Genomic DNA, 18861 nt, shown 5'->3' on the forward strand with positions numbered 1-18861 from the left:
CTCCGGGCCGATCAGACCAACGTGGACCAGTAGCTCCAGAAGCGTACGAGGATCAGCAGGAACAGGCCGGTGAACCACAGCGTGACCAGAGACCACCGCCAGGTGTGCAGCACCCGCGCGACGGTGTTCCCGTGTTGGGGCTGCAGAGCGACGGCCGCAACGACCAACAACAGCGGGATCGTGACCGCCCACACCACCATGCAGTACGGGCACAGCGCGCCGATGCGGTAGAGGCTCTGGTAGATGAGCCAGTGCACGAACGCAGCGCCCAGCAGCGTTCCCGTGGCCAGACCGGCCCAGTACCAACGCGGCAACGCGACCCTCGCGAGCGCGAGCACACCGGTCACCACCACGATCGTGAACGAGATGATGCCGATCAACGAGTTCGGAAATCCGAACGCGGACGCCTGCGGTGTGATCATCACCGAACCGCAGGACAGCACCGGATTGAAGCTGCACGACGGGATGTACTCCGGATCGATCAGCAGCTCGACCTTCTCGACGGTCAGCGCGACCGCGGCGGCCAGCCCCAGCACACCCGCGATGAGGATCCACACCGCGCTCGGGCGACCCACCGGCGGACCCGTCAGCTCATGGGCCGTGGGTTCGGACGGCTGGACGGCTCCGGGCGCGGCGAGCGTCACGGCCTCGCCGGCTGGGTCGGATCGGCGTTGGGCGGCGGCGCACCGGCGTCCAGTGCGGGCACCTCGCCGACGATCTTCTCGATCTCGGCGATCAGCGCGTCGGGCGTCGACGGCGAATAGTCCTCACCGTTGATCCGGATGGTCGGCGTCGAGTTGACCCCGCTCGCCTTGGCCAAACCCTTGACCATGTCGTTGTAGCGTCCACCGTTGATGCAGGCCGGCACCTCACCGGTCACCCCAGCCTGCCGAGCGATCTCGATCAGCCGGGCGTTGTCGGGGAAGGGGCCCACCCCCTCGGGCGGCTGTTGCGCGAACAGCGCGGCGTGGAAACGCCGGAAGGCTTCGGTGTCGGCGTCGGCCACGCAGTAGCCGGCGTTGGCCGCGCGGGTGGAGTAACCCTGGCCCGCCCGGTCGAGGATGGACACCATGTTGTAGTCCACGGCCGCAGCACCGCTGTCGATCAGCCGGTTGATGGTCGGGCCGAACTGCTTCTCGAAGTTGCCGCACGCCGGGCAGAGGAAGTCCTCGTAGAGCGACACCACCGCTTTGGGCTCGGACGTGCCCTCCTGGGTGATCACGTCGCTCGACGCCACGCGGACCGCCCTGGTCTCGCCCTCACCGGGTTTGTCCTCTTTGGTCATCACGATGTAGAGCACCAACGCGACGGCGAAGATCACGACGATGGCGGTCAGGCCGATCTGCACAGCCCGGTTCCGCTTACGGTCAGCCGCCTTCAGGTCGTAGGTCGGGGTCTTCTTGCGTTTCGTGGCCACGCAGGTAAGAGTACCGGCGCGATTTCGCCGCCCGATCAGCTGCGGGCCAGATGCGCCCGCAGCGCCGAGATCACCTCCGCGATCGCGGTGGCGCTGTCACCGCCGAACGGGAAGAAGTTCGCAAAGCCGTGGATCAGCGATCCGAACTCCCGGTGGTCGACGCGGACACCGGCGGCCCGCAGGGCCTCGGCGTACTGCCTGCCTTCGTCGCGCAGCGGGTCGAAACCGGCGGTGACGATCAGCGTCGGCGCCAGCCCGGACAGATCGTCGGCCAGCAGCGGTGAGACCCGTGGGTCACCGGAATCGACTCCACCGCGCAGGTATTTGTCGCGGAACCAGTCGATGTCGTCGCGGGTGAGGAAGTAGCCCTCGGAGAACAGCGCCTGCGACCTGGTCGTGTCGCGGTAGTTGACGACCGGGTACAGCAGGAACTGCAGGGCCGGCTGCGGCCCCTCGCCGCGGGCGCGGTGCGCGACGAGCGTGGCCTGGTTGCCGCCGGCGCTGTCACCCCCGACGGCGACGCGCTCGGGGTCGGCGCCCAGTTCGGCAGCGTGCTCGCACGCCCATCGGAACGCGGCGTGGGCGTCGTCGGTGCCCGCAGGCGCGGGATGTTCGGGGGCCAGGCGGTAGTCGACCGACAGCACGTGCATCTGTCCCCGGTGGCAGATCTCGCGGCACAGGTCGTCGTGGGAGTCGATGCTGCCGATGACCTGTCCACCGCCGTGGAAGAAGACCAGTAGGGCGCCCTCATCATCGACGGGCCGGTAAAGGCGCGTGCGGATGTCTCCTGCGGGTCCCGGGATCGAGAGATCGGTCACCGACGCGACGGGGATGTTCTGCTTGAAACCCGCGGCCAGCGTTTCGAGTTGCCCGCGGGCTGCGGCGACGCCGTCAGCGTTGACCAGACCGTCGATGCCCGTGAGCTTTTGTCCGGCGAGCATCAACTGCAGCGTCGTGTCCAGCGTGTTGCCGTCGATGCTCACGGTGCGACGTCCGAGCATGAGGCGCTTGACGGCCTCCGGGATGCGCGGCAACGCGCGAAGGGTGACGCCCGCCGCGGCGTTGATCAGCGTCTCCTTACGGTTCGGCCGCCACTGGTCATCAGCTGGCAGACTCTGGGTCATGGCATCTCCCTCGATCACGTTGAACGACGGTAATTCGATACCGCAGGTTGGACTCGGAGTCTGGCAGACCCCTCCGGAGGACACCGAACGCGCGGTCGCGACCGCGCTCGAGGCGGGCTATCGCCACATCGACACCGCCGCCGCGTACCAGAACGAACGCGAGGTCGGCCAGGCGCTCGAGAAGTCGGGCCTGCCGCGCGATCAGGTGTATGTCACCACCAAGCTGTGGAACTCCGAGCAGGGTTACGACAGCACGCTGAGTGCCTTCGACAAGAGCATGCACCGGCTGGGGCTCGACTACCTCGATCTCTACCTCATCCACTGGCCCTTGCCGGCCAAGGGCACGTTCGTCGACACCTTCAAGGCCTTCGCCCACCTGCGTGAGCAGGGCCGCATCCGGTCGATCGGGGTGAGCAACTTCGAGCCCGAACACCTGCGGGAACTCGTCGACGCCACCGGCATCGTGCCCGCGGTCAACCAGATCGAACTGCATCCGCTGCTGCAGCAGGAGGAGCTGCGCGAGGTGCATGCCCAGATGGGCATCGCCACCGAGGCCTGGAGTCCGCTCGGTCAGGGTTCACTGCTGTCCAACGACACCGTGGTCTCGGTCGCCGATGCGCACGGCAAGACACCGGCCCAGGTGTTGATTAGGTGGCATATGCAGCTCGGCAATATAGTCATCCCGAAGTCGGTGACCCCCGAGAGAATCGTGAGCAACTTCGACGTGTTCGATTTCGAGTTGAGCGAACAGGACATGGCGTCCGTCTCGACGCTCGGCGACGGCACTCGGTTGGGCCCCGATCCGCGAACATTCGAATTCACGGGGTAGGTGAAATGACCGAATCGCCGGGCAATGCGGCTGCGGTTCCGACCGTCACGCTCAACGACGACCACACGATGCCGGTATTCGGTCTCGGGGTCGGCGAGCTGTCGGAGTCCGAGACCGAGCAGGCGGTGCTGGCGGCGTTGTCCGCCGGGTACCGGCTGATCGACACCGCCGCGGCCTACGGCAACGAAGAAGCGGTCGGACGGGCCATCAAGTCGTCCGGGGTTCCGCGCGACGAGATCTTCGTCACCACCAAGCTCGCCACTCCCGATCTGGGCTTCCAGTCGTCGCAGGACGCGCTCAAGGCCAGCCTCGACAGGCTCGGCCTCGACTACGTCGACCTGTACCTGATCCACTGGCCCGCCGGTGAGCACGGTAAGTATGTCGACAGCTGGGGCGGGTTGATGAAGCGCAAGGAGGTGGGCGACACCAAGTCGATCGGCGTCGCCAACTTCCACGCCGAGCACCTGTCGGACGTCATCGACCTGTCGTTCTTCACCCCGGCGGTCAACCAGATCGAGCTGCACCCGTTGCTGAACCAGGCGGAGCTGCGTGAGGTCAATGCCGGTTACGGCATCGCCACCCAGGCGTACGGACCGCTGGGCGTCGGGCAGCTGCTCAAGAACGAGGCGGTCACGTCGGTGGCGCAGGCGCACGGCAAGACGCCCGCGCAGGTGTTGATCCGGTGGAGCATTCAGCTGGGCAACGCGGTCATCGCCCGGTCGTCGAAGGCGGAGCGGATCACCTCGAACCTCGAGGTGTTCGACTTCGAGCTCACCGACGACGAAATGGGCTCGCTCAACGGGCTCGACGAGGGCAAGCGGTTCCGCCCGGACCCGGAAACCTACACCGGCACGTAGGCCTTTAGAGGACTCAACCCGTCGGGCAGGTGGCGGCGGCGTCGCGCAGCGCGGTGGCCGACGGCGCGTCGATCGGCAGCCGGTATCCGCGCAGCACCGCGATGAACTGCATCGAGTACTGGCAGTGAAACGCCGCATTGGGCGGCATCCACGTCGCGGGCTCCTGGTCACCCTTTTCCTGGTTGGCGTTTCCGGCCACCGCGATGAGATTCGCCGGATCGTTGGCAAACCGGACGCGCAGGTCTTCAGGCCAGTTGCGCGCCCCGAGGTCCCAGGCAAGCGCCAACGGGACGATGTGGTCGATTTGCACCGCAGCGCCGGTCTTCTCGCCGCGGGTGAAGGCAACGACGGCGTTGGTGTACGGATCGTGCAGTGTGCCCGTGGCGACGGCGTCGGGGCAGCGCTTGATCGACACGAACGTCTTGTTGTCGAGGTCGCGGTTGAGGATGTCGTTGCGGGTGTCGCACCCGTTGTGTCCGCCCGGAGCCGAGTTGTCGTCGGTCCAGCTGTCCCCGAAAGCCGCTCTGCGGTAGTCGTATCCGCGGATCCGCAACGGTATGACGGGAACACCCGCGAGAACGTCGGCGCCCGGCGCGACGGTCGGGATGTCGGCGCGCGCGATGAACTGTGCCCGGTCGCCCGCCGAGTTGACCGCCTGTACGGCGACGATGACCGCGAGTGCGACGATCGCGGTCAGCCAGAGCAGATGTCTGCGCTTCATGCCTTGTCCAGGAACTCGACGCGGTCGGTGTCGACGAACGGGGCCGCCAACACCGCCATACTCGGGTTGTCCGGATCGTTCTCGTACAGCCGCGCGCAGAAGTCACGGGCCGTCACGATGATGTCGAGGTGCTCCTGCAGCGACAGGAACCGGAGCGTGATCGCGCGGCCGGATTGGTTGAACCCCAACACATCTCCCTCCTGCCGCTCGTAGAGGTCGAGGTCGGCGAGCTTGAACCCGTCCAATGTCGATGCGACGGCGGTCAGCCGGGCGCCGGCCTTGGACCCCTGCGGGAGCTTGGTGACGAGCAGGCACAGGCTCGGATGCTGTCCGCGCCCGATGCGCCCGCGCAACTGGTGCAGCTGGCTGATGCCGAACCGGTCGGCGTCCATCACCACCATCACCGTCGCATTCGGCACGTCGACGCCGACTTCGATGACCGTCGTGCACACCAGCACGTCGATCTCGCCGGCGCGGAACGCGGCCATCACGGCGTCCTTCTCGTCGGAGGGCAGCCTGCCGTGCATGAGCCCGAGCCGCAGTCCGGCGAGCGGGCCTCGGCTCAGCCGCGCGAACAACTCGACCACCGTGATCGGCGGCGGACCGCCCTCCTTGTCCTTGGCCGACTTGTCGTTCTCGTCGATCCGCGAGGCCACCACGTACGCCTGCCTGCCCTGGCTCACCTCTTCGGTGATGCGCTGCCACACGCGGTCCAGCCAGCGTGGGTGCTCGGTGAGAAAGACGGCGTTGGTCGTGATCGGTTGTCTGCCCCGCGGCAGCTCGCGCAATGTCGAGGTCTCCAGATCACCGTAATGAGTCAGCGCGACAGTGCGCGGTATCGGCGTGGCCGTCATCACCAGCAGATGCGGCGTGATACCCGCAGGGGCCTTGCCGCGCAACCGATCCCGTTGCTCCACGCCGAACCGGTGCTGCTCGTCGACGACCACCATGCCGAGGCGGTGGAACTCGACGGCGTCCTGCAATAGGGCGTGGGTGCCGATGACGATGCCCGCTTCACCGCCGGCGACCTCGTCGCGTACCGCGCGTTTCTGTTGCGCCGTCATCGATCCGGTCAACAGCGCGATGCGGGTGGCACCGTCCACACCACCGAGTTCTCCCGCCATGGCCAGCGGGCCGAGGACGGCGCGGATCGAGCGGGCATGTTGTGCGGCAAGGACTTCCGTCGGTGCGAGCAATGCGCACTGATAGCCGGCGTCGACCATCTGCAACATCGCCAGCACCGAGACGATCGTCTTGCCCGAACCGACCTCACCCTGCAGCATGCGGTTCATCGGTCGGGTGCTCTCCAGCTCGGCCGAGACGACGTCGAGCACTTCCTTCTGTCCGTCGGTCAATTCGAACGGCAACTGTTCACACATGGCGGCGACGAGCCCGTCGTCGCGACGCAGCGCGACCGGACCCGACTCACTCAGCTCACCGTGGCGTCGGTTGACCAATGCCCATTGGAGGCCGATGGCCTCGTCATACGTCAGTCGCGCGACCGCGGCGTCGCGTTCGGCCGATCTCTCTGCGGTATGGATCGCGCGCAGCGCCTGGTCTTCGGTGATCAGACCGTGTTGTCGCAGAAAGGCTTTCGGCAGCGGTTCGGTGATCGGGTCCAGCACGTCGAGTACCTGACGCACACAGGCGTAGATCTCCCAGGTCTGCACCTTCTTATTGGCGGGGTAGATCGGGAAGAAGTCGCGTTCGAAGGCGGCCAGCAGGTCCTCACCGGTGGCCCCCGAGGCCTCGGCGATCGCCTTGAGAGACTTGGATCCTCGCACGCGGCCGGTCTCGTGTAACACCAGGAATGCCGGATGGGTCAGCTGCATGACGCCCTTGAAGTAGCCGACCTCACCCGACAGCATCACCTTCGCACCCTCGACCAACTGCTTCTTGAGGTACTTGGCGTTGAAGAACGTCGCGGTCACCTTCGGCTTCCGGTGCCCGAGGGTGACGACGAGATATTCGCGCTGGGGTTGCCGGTTCGTCCGCCTCAGCTCGGCTTTGGTGATGACGTCGACGAACGTGACGTGGACGCCCTCCTCGAGCTCCTCGCCGTCGCCGGCCGTTGTCATCTCGTCGCTGTACTTGCGGGGATAGTGGCGCAGCAGGTCGTTGACCGTGTGGATGCCGAAGTGCTCGGCGAGCGGGTCCGCGGCCTTCTTGCCGAGCACGAAGTCGAGACGGTCGGACAGCGTCGCCACGGCTACTCCACCCCGATCAGCAAGGCGTCGCCGCGGTGGCCGGTGTGGTAGGTCACCAGTTCGACGCCCGGGTGCCGGTCGTGCACGTGCTCGGAGAGCGCGCCGGCGACATCCTCGTCGACCCCGGCGCCGGTGAGGACCGTGACGAGTTCACCGCCGGCGGCCAGCAGCAGGTCGATCAGTCCCGCTCCCGCCGCGGCCAGGTCGTCGCCGACGATCAGCACCTCGTCGCCGGAGATGCCGAGACCGTCACCCGGCTTGCACATCCCCGCCCAGGTGTGCGCTTCCTCGGTGGCGATCCGCACCGATCCGTGCCTGGCGCCCGCGGCGGCCCTGGCCATGGTGTATCCGTCGTCGACGGCCTGGCGCGCGTCGTCGTGGACCGCCAGCGCCGCCAGCCCTTGAACCATGGACGCGGTGGGTACCGGCACCACGTCGAGGCCCCAGCCCATCGCGGCCGTGCACCCGGCGACCAGTTCCTCGGCCGCGACGTATCCGTTCGGCAGGATCATCGCCTGGCCCGCGTCGGCGTTGACCAGTGCGTGCAGCAGCTGTTTGGCGCTGACCGGCGCGTCGCCCTCGAGCCGCAGCACGTGGGCGCCCTCGGCCGCGAACAACTCCTCGGCGCCCGTCCCGTCGACGACGGCGAGCACCGTCCGTCCATGCGACCACGCCCTCACCGGGCGGGCATCGCGGGTGCCGCTGAGAGCGGTGATCTGGATGCGGCTGGTCGCGCCGACCGCGAGCCCGGCCTCGACGGCGGCGCCGGCGTCGTCGGCGTGCACATGCACCGAGTAATGGCCGCTGCCGTCCGATGGGGCGGCGATCGCGACCGAGTCGCCCAGCCCGTCGAGGTCGTTGCGCAATTTCTCCACCCCTGCCGCATCGCATCCGCTGAGCAGGTACATCACCTCGAACTGCGGAGCCGCGACGGCGCGGGTGGCACCGTTGTCGGTGTGCGGTGGCGGCGCCGGAATGTACTCCGTCCTGCGCGGAGCACTGCCGGTCAGCGTGGCGCTCATCGCGTCCAGCAGTACCAGCAGACCGCGTCCTCCGGCGTCCACCACGCCCGCGCGGGCCAGCACGTCGAGTTGGCCGGTGGTCTGCTCCAGCGACTGCGCCGCCGCGTCCGCGGCCCTGCACACGACCTCGGGCAACTCGGCGCCGTCGGTCGAGGCCTGCTCGGCGGCCTCGGCCGCGCCCTGAAGCACGGTGACGATGGTGCCCGGCACGGCCTCGCCCATCGCCCGGATCACCAACACCACGGCGTGGTGCAGCGCCGCGGCGAACAGCGGCCCGTCCACCCGGTCGAGACCACCGTGCAGGTCGGCCGACGCTTCCGCGGTGACCTCGGCCAGCGCGCGCAGTATCTGGGACAGGATCACGCCCGAGTTGCCCCGTGCCCCGTGGATGGCCCCGCGTGCGAGCGCCGAAGCGACTTCGGCGACGTCGTCGGCGCCGGCCAGCGCCTCGGCTTGCGCCCACGCCGAACGCATGGTGAACAGCATGTTCGTGCCGGTGTCGGCGTCGGCGACCGGGAACACGTTGAGCCGGTTGATCTCGTCGGCATGGGTGACGAGGTCACCGACCGCGGTGTGCGACCACTTCTGCAGCGTGAAGGCATCGAGCAGTCGAGCCGACATGCTTAACCTCCGCAGAAATGTGACGCTCCACGCACCCCGCCGTGCCGGTCAGCCTAGCGATTGGACCTGACAGCCCCGGCACGACGTTCTCGCCGGTCGGTAGGCTGGGCAGGCTCGCGCGCAGCGCGGGGCGGTGTTTTGGCGTTCGCTGCGGCTGCCGGTATCCTGGTCAGGTTGTCGGGTCGAGCCGCGCCGGTCGCGGTGCCGCGACCCGGACCCCACGTACTGATCTGAGGAGTTCTGCATATGGCTGCCGTGTGCGATATCTGCGGGAAGGGACCCGGCTTCGGCAAGTCGGTCTCGCACTCCCATCGCCGGACCAGCCGTCGCTGGGATCCCAACATCCAGACCGTGCGCGCCGCCCGCCCCGGCGGCAACAAGCAGCGCATGAACGTGTGCACGTCGTGCATCAAGGCCGGAAAGGTCTCGCGCGGCTGACACGCCGCGATTGCCGCCACCGGCGACCGGGTAGTCGTGCTGCATGACCTCTCGTGCAGCTGCAAGATCCGCCCTTACCGCGCTGGCGTCCGGATGTGCGCTGGCCTTGTTGACCGCGTGCGGAGGCGGTGATTCCGCCGGCGACGAGACCACCACCACTACGTCGACGACATCGCCCACTACGTCGGTGGAAGTGACGGTGGAGACCAGCGCGCCGGAGACCACCCCGGCGTCGCCTGATTCGCCGCCCACCACCACCGAAGGGAACGGCACCGTCGAGGTTCCGGTGCCCGATGTCCCGTCACTGCCCGCCATTCCGTCACCGCCGGCGATTCCGTCTCCTCCGCCGATTCCCTCACCCCCGCCGATTCCGGGAGTCGGATAGCCCTAGGGCAGCCGCCAGTCGATCGGCTCGGCGCCCATCTTCTCGAGCAGTTCGTTCGCGCGGCTGAACGGTCGCGAGCCGAAGAAGCCCCGCGACGCCGACAGCGGCGACGGGTGCGGAGACTCGATCGCCACGCAGTCGGCGCCGTCCAGCATCGGTTTCAGCGTCGAGGCGTCGCGACCCCACAGCACCGCGACCAACGGCTGCCCGCGCGCGACCAGCGCGCGAATCGCGCACTCGGTCACCGCTTCCCAGCCCTTACCGCGGTGCGACGCAGGCGTGCCCGGTCGAACGGTGAGCACCCTGTTGAGCAGCATCACCCCGCGTTCGGCCCACGGCGTCAGGTCGCCGGTGGACGGGGCGGGGTGGCCGAGGTCGCTTCCATACTCCTTGAAGATGTTCTCCAGGCTGCGCGGCAGCGGCCGCACCTCGGGCGCCACCGAGAAACTGAGCCCGACGGCGTGACCGGGTGTCGGGTAAGGGTCCTGTCCGACGATCAGTACCCGCACCCTGTCCATCGGAAAGGTGAACGCGCGCAGCACGTTCTGACCCGCGGGCAGATATCCGTTTCCGGCGGCCAGTTCAGCGCGGAGAAATTCACCCATCTGCGCGACCTGACCCGCTACCGGTTCCAGAGCCGTCGCCCAGCCCTGCTCGACGAGCTCATGCAGCGGCCGTCCCGTCATGCCAACCCCTCGATCAGCAACACCACCGAATCAGCGCCGGCCCGGCGATCCTTCGAGATCTCCTGATACTCGGGCGAGTTCGCCCAGTCCCGAAACGAAGGCTCATCGGGAAACGACATCAATACGACCTTCTCGCGGTCCGACTCGCCCTCCAGAATCTGCGGCGACTCATCGGCGGCGAGCAGCGTCCCCGAATACCGGTTGAAGACCTCAAGGAAACGAGCTTGGTAGCGGTCATAGGCCGCACGGTCCGTGAACCTCAGCTGGGCGATGGCGTACACGGTCACGAGTCGACACCCTAACTAGTCGAACGACTGCCACCCGGCATTCCCCTGCCATGCCGCGCCGTCGACCGACACCCGCGCCGGACCCTCCTGCACGCGACCGATCTCCCTCCACCCGGACGGCAGCGCCCCCGGGAACGTCGCGACCAGCGCATGGTCCTCGCCGCCGCCGAGGATCCACGCCCACGCGTCGGCGCCGAGCGCTTCTGCCGCAGCGGCGAGCACGTCGCGGTCGGCGGTCAATGCCGCAGTGGACAGGTCGATGCCGACGCCGGACGCCTCGGCGATATGGCCCAGGTCGGCCAGCAGCCCGTCGGACACGTCGGTCATCGAGGTCGCTCCGCTTTCGGCGGCGATGCGGCCCTGTCCGTAAGGCGGCCGCGGCGCGACATGGCAGCCACGCAATTCGTCGAATCGACGAATATCGTTGCGCCACAATTCGAACCCGGCGGCCGAACAACCGATGTCACCGGCGATGGCCACCACATCGCCGGGCCGTGCCCCCCTGCGGCGCACCGGCTCGCGGCCGTCGAGGTCACCTAGCGCCGTCACCGAGATCACCCATTGCGGCGCGCTGACGAGGTCACCGCCGACGATGCCCGCGCCCATCGACTCGGCCTCGTGCCACATACCGTCGGCGAGCTGCAGGGCCTGGTCGGCCGGCGTATCCGAGGGTGCCCCGAACGCGACGACGAAGGCGGTCGCGCGTGCGCCCATCGCCTCGATGTCGGCGGCGTTCTGCGCGATCGCCTTGCGCCCCACGTCATGCGGGGTCGACCAGTCCAACCGAAAGTGACGCTCGGCCACCAGCATGTCGGTGCTCACGACGGTCTTACCGTCGGGCGCGAACAGCACCGCGGCGTCGTCACCGGGCCCCAGCGCGACGGCGTCCGGCTGGCGGCGTCCGGCCACCAATCGCCGGATCACCGCGAACTCGCCCACTTGCGCCAGGGTTTCGGCGTCGGACGCCATGTCACCTCCCGTCGCGGCCGCACCTTATCCGTTTCGTGCTGGCCTGAACACCGGCCGCACCTGCGGTACGTTAAGCGCCTGCGGCGTGGAGTCTATGCAGCGATGTGGAGGAACAGCGGGTGGTCGAGGCTTTCATGCTGATTCAGACCGAGGTGGGCCGCGCCGAGGTCGTCGCCAAACAACTCGCCGCGCTTCCCGGTGTGGTGTCCGCGGAGTACGTGACGGGACCGTATGACGTGGTCGTGCGCGTGGGCGCCGACACCTTGGCCGACCTGAACGCCACCGTGGTTCCCAACGTTCAACAGGTGACCGGTATCACCCGCACGCTGACCTGTCCGATCGCCAACGGGGCGCCTCTCTAGAGTTGGACCGTGGCTTCGCAGACCGGTGACGGGCCGCCGCGGGCGCTGCTGATCGCCGCGCTGATGGTGGCGGTCGCGGCGGTCGTGGCGATTCTGGTGATCGCCGCGCTGCGCCAGAATCCCGACGAGCAGCAGGCGGTGCCGTTGGTGTCCGTGCCCGCCCCGCAGGCCACGAGCGCCGAATGCGCCGACCTGATCGCCCAACTGCCCGACAAGCTCGGCGACCACACCCGCGCACCGTTGGCCGATCCCGCACCCGCCGGTGCGGCGGCGTGGCGGGCCGAGGGTCAGGGTGAACCGATCGTGCTGCGCTGCGGGGTGGAACGGCCCACGGAGTTCATCGTCGGTGCGCCGGTGCAGGTGGTGGACGACGTGCAGTGGTTCCGGGTGGGTGAGGCCGGCGTCGATGACGCGGGCGCCGAGCAGGCGCGCAGCACGTGGTACGCCGTCGACCGCGGCGTGTACGTCGCCCTGACCCTGCCGCAGGGCACCGGCCCGACACCCATTCAGCTGCTGTCCACGGTCATCGCCGAATCGCTTCCGGCCAAGCCCGTCTCGCCCGCGCCGGTGCGTTGATCCTGCGCTGGGGGCCGCAGGTAGCGCCCGTCAGCGCAGACCGGTGCCGCGTTTGAGTGCGGTTTCGACCATGGTGGCCAGCAGGGTCGGGTAGTCGACGCCGCTGGCCGCCCACATCTGGGGGTACATCGAGATGGTGGTGAACCCCGGCATGGTGTTGAGTTCGTTGATCACGGGCCCGTCATCGGTGAGGAAGAAGTCGACGCGGGCCAGCCCCTGACAGTCGATCGCGTTGAAGGCCTGAATCGAGAGCCGTCGCACCGCCTCGACAACGTCGTCGTCGACTTTGGCGGGGACGTCGAGTTCGGCGGCGTCCTCGAGGTATTTCGTCGCGAAGTCGTAGAAGCCGTCCTCGCGGCCGCGTACGCCTGCGACCCGGATCTCGCCGAGTGCGCTGGCCTCGATCCGGCCGTCGGGGAATTCGAGCACGCCGCATTCGAGTTCGCGACCCGGCACCGCGGCTTCGACGATCACCTTCGGATCGTGGCGGCGGGCCTGTTCGATCGCCGACGGCAGCTGATCCCACGCCGTGACCCGGCTGACGCCGATGGACGACCCGCCGCGCGCCGGCTTGACGAAGACGGGCAGGCCGAGCCGCTCGCGCGACTCGAAAGTCAAGGTGTCCTGGCGGGGCCGCAGCACCTCGTGATCGCCGATCGGCAGCCCCGCGGCGCCCAGCAGTTTCTTGGTGAACTCCTTGTCCATGCCCACCGCGCTGGCCAGGACACCCGCCCCGACGTAAGGCACCCCCGCCAACTCGAGCAGCCCCTGGATGGTGCCGTCTTCGCCGTACGGACCGTGCAGCACCGGGAAGACCACGTCGACCGTCGCCAGCATCTCCCCCGCCCCCTGGCCCAGCGACAGCAGTTGCCCGCGGCGGCCCGGATCGGCGGCCAGGGCCAGTTCGGTGCCCGACGCGGCGGTCACCTCCGGAAGTCGACCGTCGGTGATCGCGAGGTTGTCCGGCTGCGCGTCGGTCAACATCCAGGCGCCTTCGGGGGTGATGCCGACGGCGACGACGTCGAACCGCTGCGGATCGAGGTTGCGCAGGATGCTGCCTGCGGATACGCAGGAGATTGCGTGCTCGGAGCTGCGTCCGCCGTAGACGACGGCGACCCGGACACGTCCGGTGCTCCTGTCCGATGCCGCCGGCCGGGCGGCTCCGGGCTCATGGCGGGCAGTCACAACCTAGAGAGGCTACCGGCCGCGCCGACGCCCGGTCGTCCGGCGACGGCCCGGCGCGGTGTCAGCCCAGCGCCTGCTCGATGTCGGCGATCAGGTCGTCGGTGTCCTCGATCCCGAGCGAGACGCGCGCGAACCCGTCGCCGACGTCGTCGCCCCAGCGGGCGCGCCGGTCCACCGACGTGTGGATTCCGCCGAAACTCGTCGATGCGATCAGCAACGCGCTGCGCTCGACCAGGCTGTGCACCGCGGCAGCGTCGGCCAACTCGACGGCGATCAGGCCGCCAAACCGTTTCATTTGCGCGCACGCGATGCGGTGCGACGGATCGTCGGGCAGACCGGGATAGCGCACGGCGCGCACGGCGGGGTGGGCGTGCAGCGCCACGGCGAGCGCCGCCGCGTTGTGGCACTGCCGTTCGAAGCGCAGGCCGGCGGTGCCCAGGCTGCGCACCAGCAGCCACGCCTCGAAGGCGCCGAGGATCGCACCGGAGTGCAGTCGTTCGCGCGCCACCTCGGCCATCAGGTCGGTGTGGGCGCTCGCTACATAACCGGCGAGCAGATCGCTGTGGCCCGACAACGCCTTGGTCGCACTGGCGACGACCACATCGGCGCCCAGCGAAAGCGGTTGCTGACCGAAGGGGGTGGCGGTGGTGTTGTCGACGACGAACGTGGCGCCGCGGCTACGGCACTGCAGCGCGAGCCGGTGCAGATCCACCACATCCAGGCCCGGATTGGCCGGGCTCTCGGCGAGCACGACATCCGCGTCCGCCGATGCCGCACACATTTCCTCGGTGGGCGCCTGCACCACCGTAACCCCTTGCTCGGCAAGGTATTCGGAGGCATACCGGCGGACTTGATAGTAGCCGTCGGCGGGCACGACGAGCTTATGTCCCGGCTTGGCGAGCACCCGCAGGACGGACGTGATCGCGGCCATCCCCGATCCGAAGGCCAGCGCGGACGGGGCGCCCTCCAGTTGCGCGAGTGCCGACTCCAGGTGGCGCCAGGTCGGATTCGAGCTCCGTCCATAGGAATCCGGCACGTCCGACGGATCGGACGACAGGTGGAAGGTGGACGCAGGAACCGGTGACGGCGCCACGGCCTGACCTGGGACAGCTTCCGAGGCAACGGATTTGACGCTGCGGGTGGAGTCGCCGTACTGACCGTCCACCGGTCACTCCGGTTTGGTGCTGCGCCCGAGCAACAGGACGACGGCCTCGTCGACCGACAGACCCCTGTGGCATACCCGGAATACGGCATCGGTCAGCGGCATCTCGACGTCGTAACTTTCGGCCAGCGCCAGCACCGATTGGCACGACGCGACGCCTTCGGCGACGTGGCCACCGGTGGCGAGCATCGCCGATTCCATTGTGCCGCCCTGGCCCAGGCGCAGCCCGAATGTGCGGTTACGCGACTGCCCGGACGTGCACGTCGCGACGAGGTCACCCACCCCGGCCAAGCCCGCGAGGGTCGCGGGCTTGGCGCCCAACGCGATTCCCAACCGCATGATCTCGGCCAGCCCACGGGTGATGATCGCCGCGGCGGTGTTCTCCCCCAGTCCGACCCCGGCGGCCATACCGGATGCGAGCGCGATGACGTTCTTGCATGCACCACCGACTTCGGCGCCGATGACGTCGGCATTGGTGTAAGGCCGGAAGTAGGCCGTCGAAAGCGCCCGTTGCAATGCGACCGCCCGTCCGGAGTCACTGCAGGCGACCACGGTGGCCGCCGGTTGCTCGTCGGCGATCTCGCTGGCGAGGTTCGGACCGGAGACCACCGCGACGCGTGCCGGATCGGCACCTGTCACTTGGATGATCACCTGGCTCATGCGCATGAGCGTGTCGAGTTCGATGCCCTTGGCCAGGCTCACCAACGTGACTTCGTCGTCGATCAACCCCGACCACCGTTCCAGATTGGCCCGAAGCGTCTGGGCGGGCACCGCGAACAGCACCGTGCATGCGCCGTTCAGCGCCTCGGCCGCATCGCTGGTCGCCCTGATGGTCTTGGGCAGTTCGGTGTCACCGAGATATCCGGAGTTGCGATGGGTGTCGTTGATCTCATCGGCGACTTCTTGGTGACGTGCCCACAGCGCCACCTCGTTGCCCGCATCGGCAAGGACCTTCGCCAGTGCACTGCCCCACGCACCGGCCCCCATCACCGCCGCCTCGACCACGCCTTCAGCGTAACCCCCGCCGGACTGCTGGCAGGATGACGCACATGAGCGGGTCACCGGATGCCGAGATCGCATTGGTGATCGCCGTAAAGCGCCTGGCCGCGGCCAAGACCCGGTTAGCCCCCGTCTTTTCGGCACCGACTCGCGAGAAGGTCGTTCTGGCGATGCTTATCGACACGATCACCGCCGCATCGGCGGTTTCGGCGATCGGCTCGATCACGGTGGTCACACCGGACGAAGTCGCCGCCGAGGCCGCGGGTCGACTCGGCGCGCGGGTGCTCACCGACCCGACCCCCGACAGCCACCCCGACCCGCTGAACAACGCGATCGCCGCAGCCGAAGCCGAAGTCCGTCATGAGACATCGAACGTCGCTGTGTTGCAAGGTGATCTGCCCGCATTGCAAGCCCACGAGCTGGCCGCGGCCGTCGCGGCGTCCCGAAGGCACCCACGCAGTTTCGTCGGCGACCGGCACGGCACCGGCACGTCGGCGCTGTTCGCGTTCGGGGTCGCCCTGAACCCGCAGTTCGGTGCCGACTCCGCTCAACGCCACCGGCGTTCCGGCGCGCTCGAGCTCACCGGTGCGTGGCCGGGACTGCGCTGCGACATCGACACGCCCGACGACCTGCTGGTGGCGCGCCGACTCGGCGTCGGCGCGGCGACGACGGCGGCCATCACCGACTCGAGATGAACCGTTCAACTGCGCGCTGGCACGAAGACCGTTGGATAGGGGATCATCGCAGGCATGACGAAAGCCGGGATCGAGGTTCGCGACAGCGACGGCGAGCCGCCGTCGCCGAGCATCCGAGGGTTGCCGTCGGACTCCGGTAACTCGGCGCCCGAAGCCCCTCCCGCGGCGACCGCCCCCGCCGTCGAGAACGCGCTGCCCGAAGATCGCTACCTGAACCGCGAGCTCAGTTGGCTCGACTTCAACTCCCGGGTACTGGCATTGGCCGCCGATACGTCGCTGCCGCTGCTGGAGCGTGCGAAGTTCCTTGCGATCTTCGCCTCGAATCTCGATGAGTTCTACATGGTCCGGGTCGCCGGACTGAAACGCCGCGACGAAATGGGCTTGTCGGTGCGCTCCGCCGACGGGCTCTCACCCCGCGAACAGTTGCGTCGCATCAACGAGCGAACCCAGCACCTCGCCGACCGGCACGCGCACGTGTTCCTCGATTCGGTGCGCCCCGCGCTGGCCGACGAAGGCATCGTGATCGTCACGTGGGCCGAACTCGACGAGGCCGAACGCGCACGGTTGTCCACCTACTTCCACGAGCAGGTGTTCCCGGTGCTGACGCCGCTCGCCGTCGATCCGGCCCACCCGTTCCCTTTCGTGAGTGGCCTGAGCCTGAACTTGGCGATCACCGTCAAACATCCCGACGACGGTGGGCAGCACTTCGCCCGAGTCAAAGTGCCCGACAACGTAGAACGGTTCGTCGAACTGGCCGCCCGCGAAAGCGATGCCAGCATCGTCCGCTTCCTGCCGATGGAGGAACTGATCGCGGCGTTCCTTCATGTCCTGTTCCCCGGGCTGGAGATCGTCGAGCACCACGCGTTCCGCATCACGCGCAACGCCGATTTCGAGGTCGAGGAGGACCGCGACGAGGACCTGCTGCAGGCCCTCGAACGGGAACTTGCGCGGCGCCGATTCGGTTCCCCGGTCCGGTTGGAAGTCTCCGACGACATGACCGAGAGCATGCTCGAGTTGCTGTTGCGCGAACTCGACGTCGCGCCGGGCGATGTCATCGAGGTGCCCGGGTTGCTCGACCTGTCCTCGCTGTGGCAGATCTACGGCCTCGATCGCCCTGCACTCAAAGACCCGCCGTTCGTGCCTGCCACCCCACCGGCGTTCGGCGAGCGCGAGACTCCCAAGAGCATCTTCTCGACGCTGCGCGACGGCGACGTGCTTGTGCACCACCCGTACGACTCCTTCTCCACCACCGTGCAGCGGTTCATCGAGCAGGCCGCGGCAGACCCCAACGTGTTGGCAATCAAGCAGACCCTGTACCGCACCTCCGGCGACTCGCCAATCGTCAACGCGCTCATCGACGCTGCGGCTGCGGGTAAGCAGGTCGTCGCGCTCGTCGAGATCAAGGCCCGGTTCGACGAGCAGGCCAACATCAAGTGGGCACGTGCGCTCGAGCGTGCGGGCGTGCACGTCGTGTACGGGCTCATCGGACTCAAGACTCACTGCAAGACGTGTCTGGTGGTGCGCAGGGAGGGCTCGCTGATCCGGCGCTACTGCCACATCGGCACCGGTAACTACAACCCCAAAACCGCGCGGCTGTATGAGGACATCGGGCTGCTGACCGCCGCGCCCGACATCGGCGCCGATCTCACCGATCTGTTCAACTCGCTGACGGGCTACTCGCGCAAGGACTCCTACCGCAACCTTCTTGTCGCGCCTCAGGGAGTCCGAAGGGGCATCATCGAGCGCATCGAACGGGAGATCGTCGCCACCCGCGACGGTGCCGAGGGGCGGATCAGGCTGAAAGCCAACGCGTTGGTGGACGAGCAGGTCATCGATGCGCTGTACCGCGCGTCGCAGGCCGGTGTGCGGGTCGAGGTGGTGGTTCGGGGTATCTGCGCGCTACGACCGCATGCCCCTGGGTATTCGGACAACATCGCCGTCCGCTCGATCCTCGGCCGGTTCCTCGAACACTCGCGGATCATTCACTTCCGCGCGATCGACGAGTTCTGGATCGGCAGCGCCGACATGATGCACCGCAATCTGGACCGGCGCGTCGAAGTGATGGCCGAAGTCAAGGATCCGCGGCTCAAGGCGCAACTGCACGACATCTTCGAATCGGCGATGGATCCCTCGACCCGGTGTTGGGAGTTGGGCGTCGACGGTAAGTGGACGGCGTCACCGCAGGAGGGCCACACGGTCCGCGACCACCAGGTCTCGTTGATGGAACGCCACCGGCAACCATGACGGACCTCCTCAACGTCAGGGACTTTCAGCGCTGTCGTCGTGGGCCGCGGGTACCCAGAATGATCTGCAGGAGTT

General features: G+C 68.0%; 20 protein-coding genes. 8 read left to right on the plus strand and 12 right to left on the minus strand.

Translation table 11 applies throughout. The annotated features are described in order from the left end of the window. Positions 1-11: 11 nt before the first annotated feature. The 3 genes from A5790_RS13625 to A5790_RS13635 are packed head-to-tail and all read right to left on the minus strand — an operon-like array spanning position 12 to position 2541. Positions 12-644: a vitamin K epoxide reductase family protein gene (locus A5790_RS13625; RefSeq protein ID WP_066844874.1), complete on the minus strand. Its 633-nt coding sequence runs from the start codon at positions 642-644 to the stop codon at positions 12-14. Then, a complete protein-coding gene (locus A5790_RS13630) occupies positions 641-1417 on the minus strand; it encodes a DsbA family protein (protein ID WP_066844877.1) in 777 nt (258 codons plus the stop codon). The genes A5790_RS13625 and A5790_RS13630 overlap by 4 nt, the downstream gene beginning before the upstream one ends. Positions 1418-1452: 35 nt before the next feature. Beyond that, a complete protein-coding gene (locus A5790_RS13635; protein ID WP_066844880.1) occupies positions 1453-2541 on the minus strand; it encodes an alpha/beta hydrolase in 1089 nt (362 codons plus the stop codon). Here A5790_RS13635 and A5790_RS13640 point away from each other — a divergent pair. Together A5790_RS13640 and A5790_RS13645 are read left to right on the plus strand one after the other, a co-directional pair. Next, a complete protein-coding gene (locus A5790_RS13640) occupies positions 2540-3370 on the plus strand; it encodes an aldo/keto reductase (RefSeq protein ID WP_066844882.1) in 831 nt (276 codons plus the stop codon). The two genes, A5790_RS13635 and A5790_RS13640, sit on opposite strands and share 2 nt — an antisense overlap. Positions 3371-3375: 5 nt before the next feature. Next, complete coding sequence (locus tag A5790_RS13645) at positions 3376-4227, plus strand: aldo/keto reductase (protein WP_066844884.1); 852 nt, start codon at positions 3376-3378, stop codon at positions 4225-4227. Between the two features lie 13 nt (positions 4228-4240). Here A5790_RS13645 and A5790_RS13650 read toward each other — a convergent pair whose 3' ends face one another. The 3 genes from A5790_RS13650 to A5790_RS13660 are packed head-to-tail and all read right to left on the minus strand — an operon-like array spanning position 4241 to position 8798. Beyond that, on the minus strand, positions 4241-4948 hold the full coding sequence (locus tag A5790_RS13650) for an HNH endonuclease family protein (protein WP_066844887.1): 708 nt from the start codon (positions 4946-4948) through the stop codon (positions 4241-4243). Beyond that, positions 4945-7155, minus strand: a complete 2211-nt coding sequence (gene recG, locus A5790_RS13655) for an ATP-dependent DNA helicase RecG (protein WP_066844890.1) — start codon at positions 7153-7155, stop codon at positions 4945-4947. Before recG ends, A5790_RS13650 begins: the two co-directional genes overlap by 4 nt. 2 nt (positions 7156-7157) lie before the next feature. Further along, positions 7158-8798, minus strand: coding sequence for a DAK2 domain-containing protein (locus A5790_RS13660; RefSeq protein WP_066844894.1), 1641 nt, complete (start codon positions 8796-8798; stop codon positions 7158-7160). Between the two features lie 246 nt (positions 8799-9044). On the opposite strand from A5790_RS13660, the gene rpmB reads away from it, so the two are divergent. Beyond that, complete coding sequence (gene rpmB, locus A5790_RS13665) at positions 9045-9236, plus strand: 50S ribosomal protein L28 (protein ID WP_064398602.1); 192 nt, start codon at positions 9045-9047, stop codon at positions 9234-9236. Positions 9237-9279: 43 nt separating this feature from the next. Further along, the gene (locus A5790_RS25790; RefSeq protein WP_156656387.1) at positions 9280-9621 is read left to right on the plus strand and encodes a hypothetical protein; all 342 of its coding nucleotides are present in this window, start codon (positions 9280-9282) and stop codon (positions 9619-9621) included. 2 nt (positions 9622-9623) lie between these two features. Here the strand turns inward: A5790_RS25790 and A5790_RS13675 are convergent, their stop codons facing one another. From A5790_RS13675 to A5790_RS13685, 3 genes are read right to left on the minus strand one after another with little or no spacing between them, the layout of a single operon-like run. Next, positions 9624-10307 carry a uracil-DNA glycosylase gene (locus tag A5790_RS13675; RefSeq protein ID WP_066844900.1) on the minus strand — a complete coding sequence of 228 codons (684 nt, stop codon included), beginning with the start codon at positions 10305-10307 and terminating at the stop codon, positions 9624-9626. Further along, positions 10304-10594: a DUF1330 domain-containing protein gene (locus A5790_RS13680; protein ID WP_066844903.1), complete on the minus strand. Its 291-nt coding sequence runs from the start codon at positions 10592-10594 to the stop codon at positions 10304-10306. The genes A5790_RS13675 and A5790_RS13680 overlap by 4 nt, the downstream gene beginning before the upstream one ends. Positions 10595-10609: 15 nt before the next feature. Then, a complete protein-coding gene (locus A5790_RS13685) occupies positions 10610-11563 on the minus strand; it encodes a thiamine-phosphate kinase (protein WP_066844906.1) in 954 nt (317 codons plus the stop codon). Positions 11564-11682: 119 nt separating this feature from the next. Between A5790_RS13685 and A5790_RS13690 the strand changes: the two genes are divergently transcribed. Both A5790_RS13690 and A5790_RS13695 read left to right on the plus strand, forming a co-directional pair. Continuing rightward, on the plus strand, positions 11683-11925 hold the full coding sequence (locus tag A5790_RS13690) for an Lrp/AsnC family transcriptional regulator (protein ID WP_066845158.1): 243 nt from the start codon (positions 11683-11685) through the stop codon (positions 11923-11925). A gap of 63 nt (positions 11926-11988) precedes the next feature. Next, the gene (locus tag A5790_RS13695; protein ID WP_066845161.1) at positions 11989-12501 is read left to right on the plus strand and encodes a DUF3515 domain-containing protein; all 513 of its coding nucleotides are present in this window, start codon (positions 11989-11991) and stop codon (positions 12499-12501) included. Positions 12502-12531: 30 nt separating this feature from the next. Here A5790_RS13695 and A5790_RS13700 read toward each other — a convergent pair whose 3' ends face one another. The 3 genes from A5790_RS13700 to A5790_RS13710 form a co-directional block, all read right to left on the minus strand. Beyond that, entirely contained in the window at positions 12532-13686 is a 1155-nt protein-coding gene (locus A5790_RS13700) for a D-alanine--D-alanine ligase family protein (protein ID WP_066844909.1), read from the minus strand. Positions 13687-13747: 61 nt separating this feature from the next. Next, positions 13748-14851: a cystathionine gamma-lyase gene (locus A5790_RS13705; protein ID WP_066844912.1), complete on the minus strand. Its 1104-nt coding sequence runs from the start codon at positions 14849-14851 to the stop codon at positions 13748-13750. A 3-nt stretch (positions 14852-14854) separates the two neighbouring features. Beyond that, complete coding sequence (locus tag A5790_RS13710; protein WP_156656399.1) at positions 14855-15835, minus strand: NAD(P)H-dependent glycerol-3-phosphate dehydrogenase; 981 nt, start codon at positions 15833-15835, stop codon at positions 14855-14857. A gap of 62 nt (positions 15836-15897) precedes the next feature. On the opposite strand from A5790_RS13710, the gene cofC reads away from it, so the two are divergent. Together cofC and A5790_RS13720 are read left to right on the plus strand one after the other, a co-directional pair. After that, a complete protein-coding gene (gene cofC, locus A5790_RS13715; RefSeq protein ID WP_066844917.1) occupies positions 15898-16542 on the plus strand; it encodes a 2-phospho-L-lactate guanylyltransferase in 645 nt (214 codons plus the stop codon). A gap of 54 nt (positions 16543-16596) precedes the next feature. After that, on the plus strand, positions 16597-18786 hold the full coding sequence (locus tag A5790_RS13720) for an RNA degradosome polyphosphate kinase (RefSeq protein WP_066844919.1): 2190 nt from the start codon (positions 16597-16599) through the stop codon (positions 18784-18786). The last annotated feature ends 75 nt before the right edge of the window (positions 18787-18861 follow it).

Source organism: Mycobacterium sp. 852002-51152_SCH6134967 (genome assembly GCF_001667105.1).
Taxonomy (GTDB): Bacteria; Actinomycetota; Actinomycetes; order Mycobacteriales; family Mycobacteriaceae; genus Mycobacterium; species Mycobacterium neumannii_A.

Bases quoted from the DNA above. Each gene is read 5' to 3' on its own strand.
- A5790_RS13710 (WP_156656399.1), bottom strand. From the start codon at position 15,835: ATGGGGGCCGGTGCGTGGGGCAGTGCACTGGCGAAGGTCCTTGCCGAT.
- A5790_RS13695 (WP_066845161.1), top strand. From the start codon at position 11,989: ATGGTGGCGGTCGCGGCGGTCGTGGCGATTCTGGTGATCGCCGCGCTG.
- A5790_RS13675 (WP_066844900.1), bottom strand. From the start codon at position 10,307: ATGACGGGACGGCCGCTGCATGAGCTCGTCGAGCAGGGCTGGGCGACG.
- A5790_RS13645 (WP_066844884.1), top strand. From the start codon at position 3,376: ATGACCGAATCGCCGGGCAATGCGGCTGCGGTTCCGACCGTCACGCTC.
- A5790_RS13640 (WP_066844882.1), top strand. From the start codon at position 2,540: ATGGCATCTCCCTCGATCACGTTGAACGACGGTAATTCGATACCGCAG.
- cofC (WP_066844917.1), top strand. From the start codon at position 15,898: ATGAGCGGGTCACCGGATGCCGAGATCGCATTGGTGATCGCCGTAAAG.
- A5790_RS25790 (WP_156656387.1), top strand. From the start codon at position 9,280: ATGACCTCTCGTGCAGCTGCAAGATCCGCCCTTACCGCGCTGGCGTCC.
- A5790_RS13720 (WP_066844919.1), top strand. From the start codon at position 16,597: ATGACGAAAGCCGGGATCGAGGTTCGCGACAGCGACGGCGAGCCGCCG.
- A5790_RS13660 (WP_066844894.1), bottom strand. From the start codon at position 8,798: ATGTCGGCTCGACTGCTCGATGCCTTCACGCTGCAGAAGTGGTCGCAC.
- A5790_RS13650 (WP_066844887.1), bottom strand. From the start codon at position 4,948: ATGAAGCGCAGACATCTGCTCTGGCTGACCGCGATCGTCGCACTCGCG.
- rpmB (WP_064398602.1), top strand. From the start codon at position 9,045: ATGGCTGCCGTGTGCGATATCTGCGGGAAGGGACCCGGCTTCGGCAAG.
- A5790_RS13635 (WP_066844880.1), bottom strand. From the start codon at position 2,541: ATGACCCAGAGTCTGCCAGCTGATGACCAGTGGCGGCCGAACCGTAAG.
- A5790_RS13685 (WP_066844906.1), bottom strand. From the start codon at position 11,563: ATGGCGTCCGACGCCGAAACCCTGGCGCAAGTGGGCGAGTTCGCGGTG.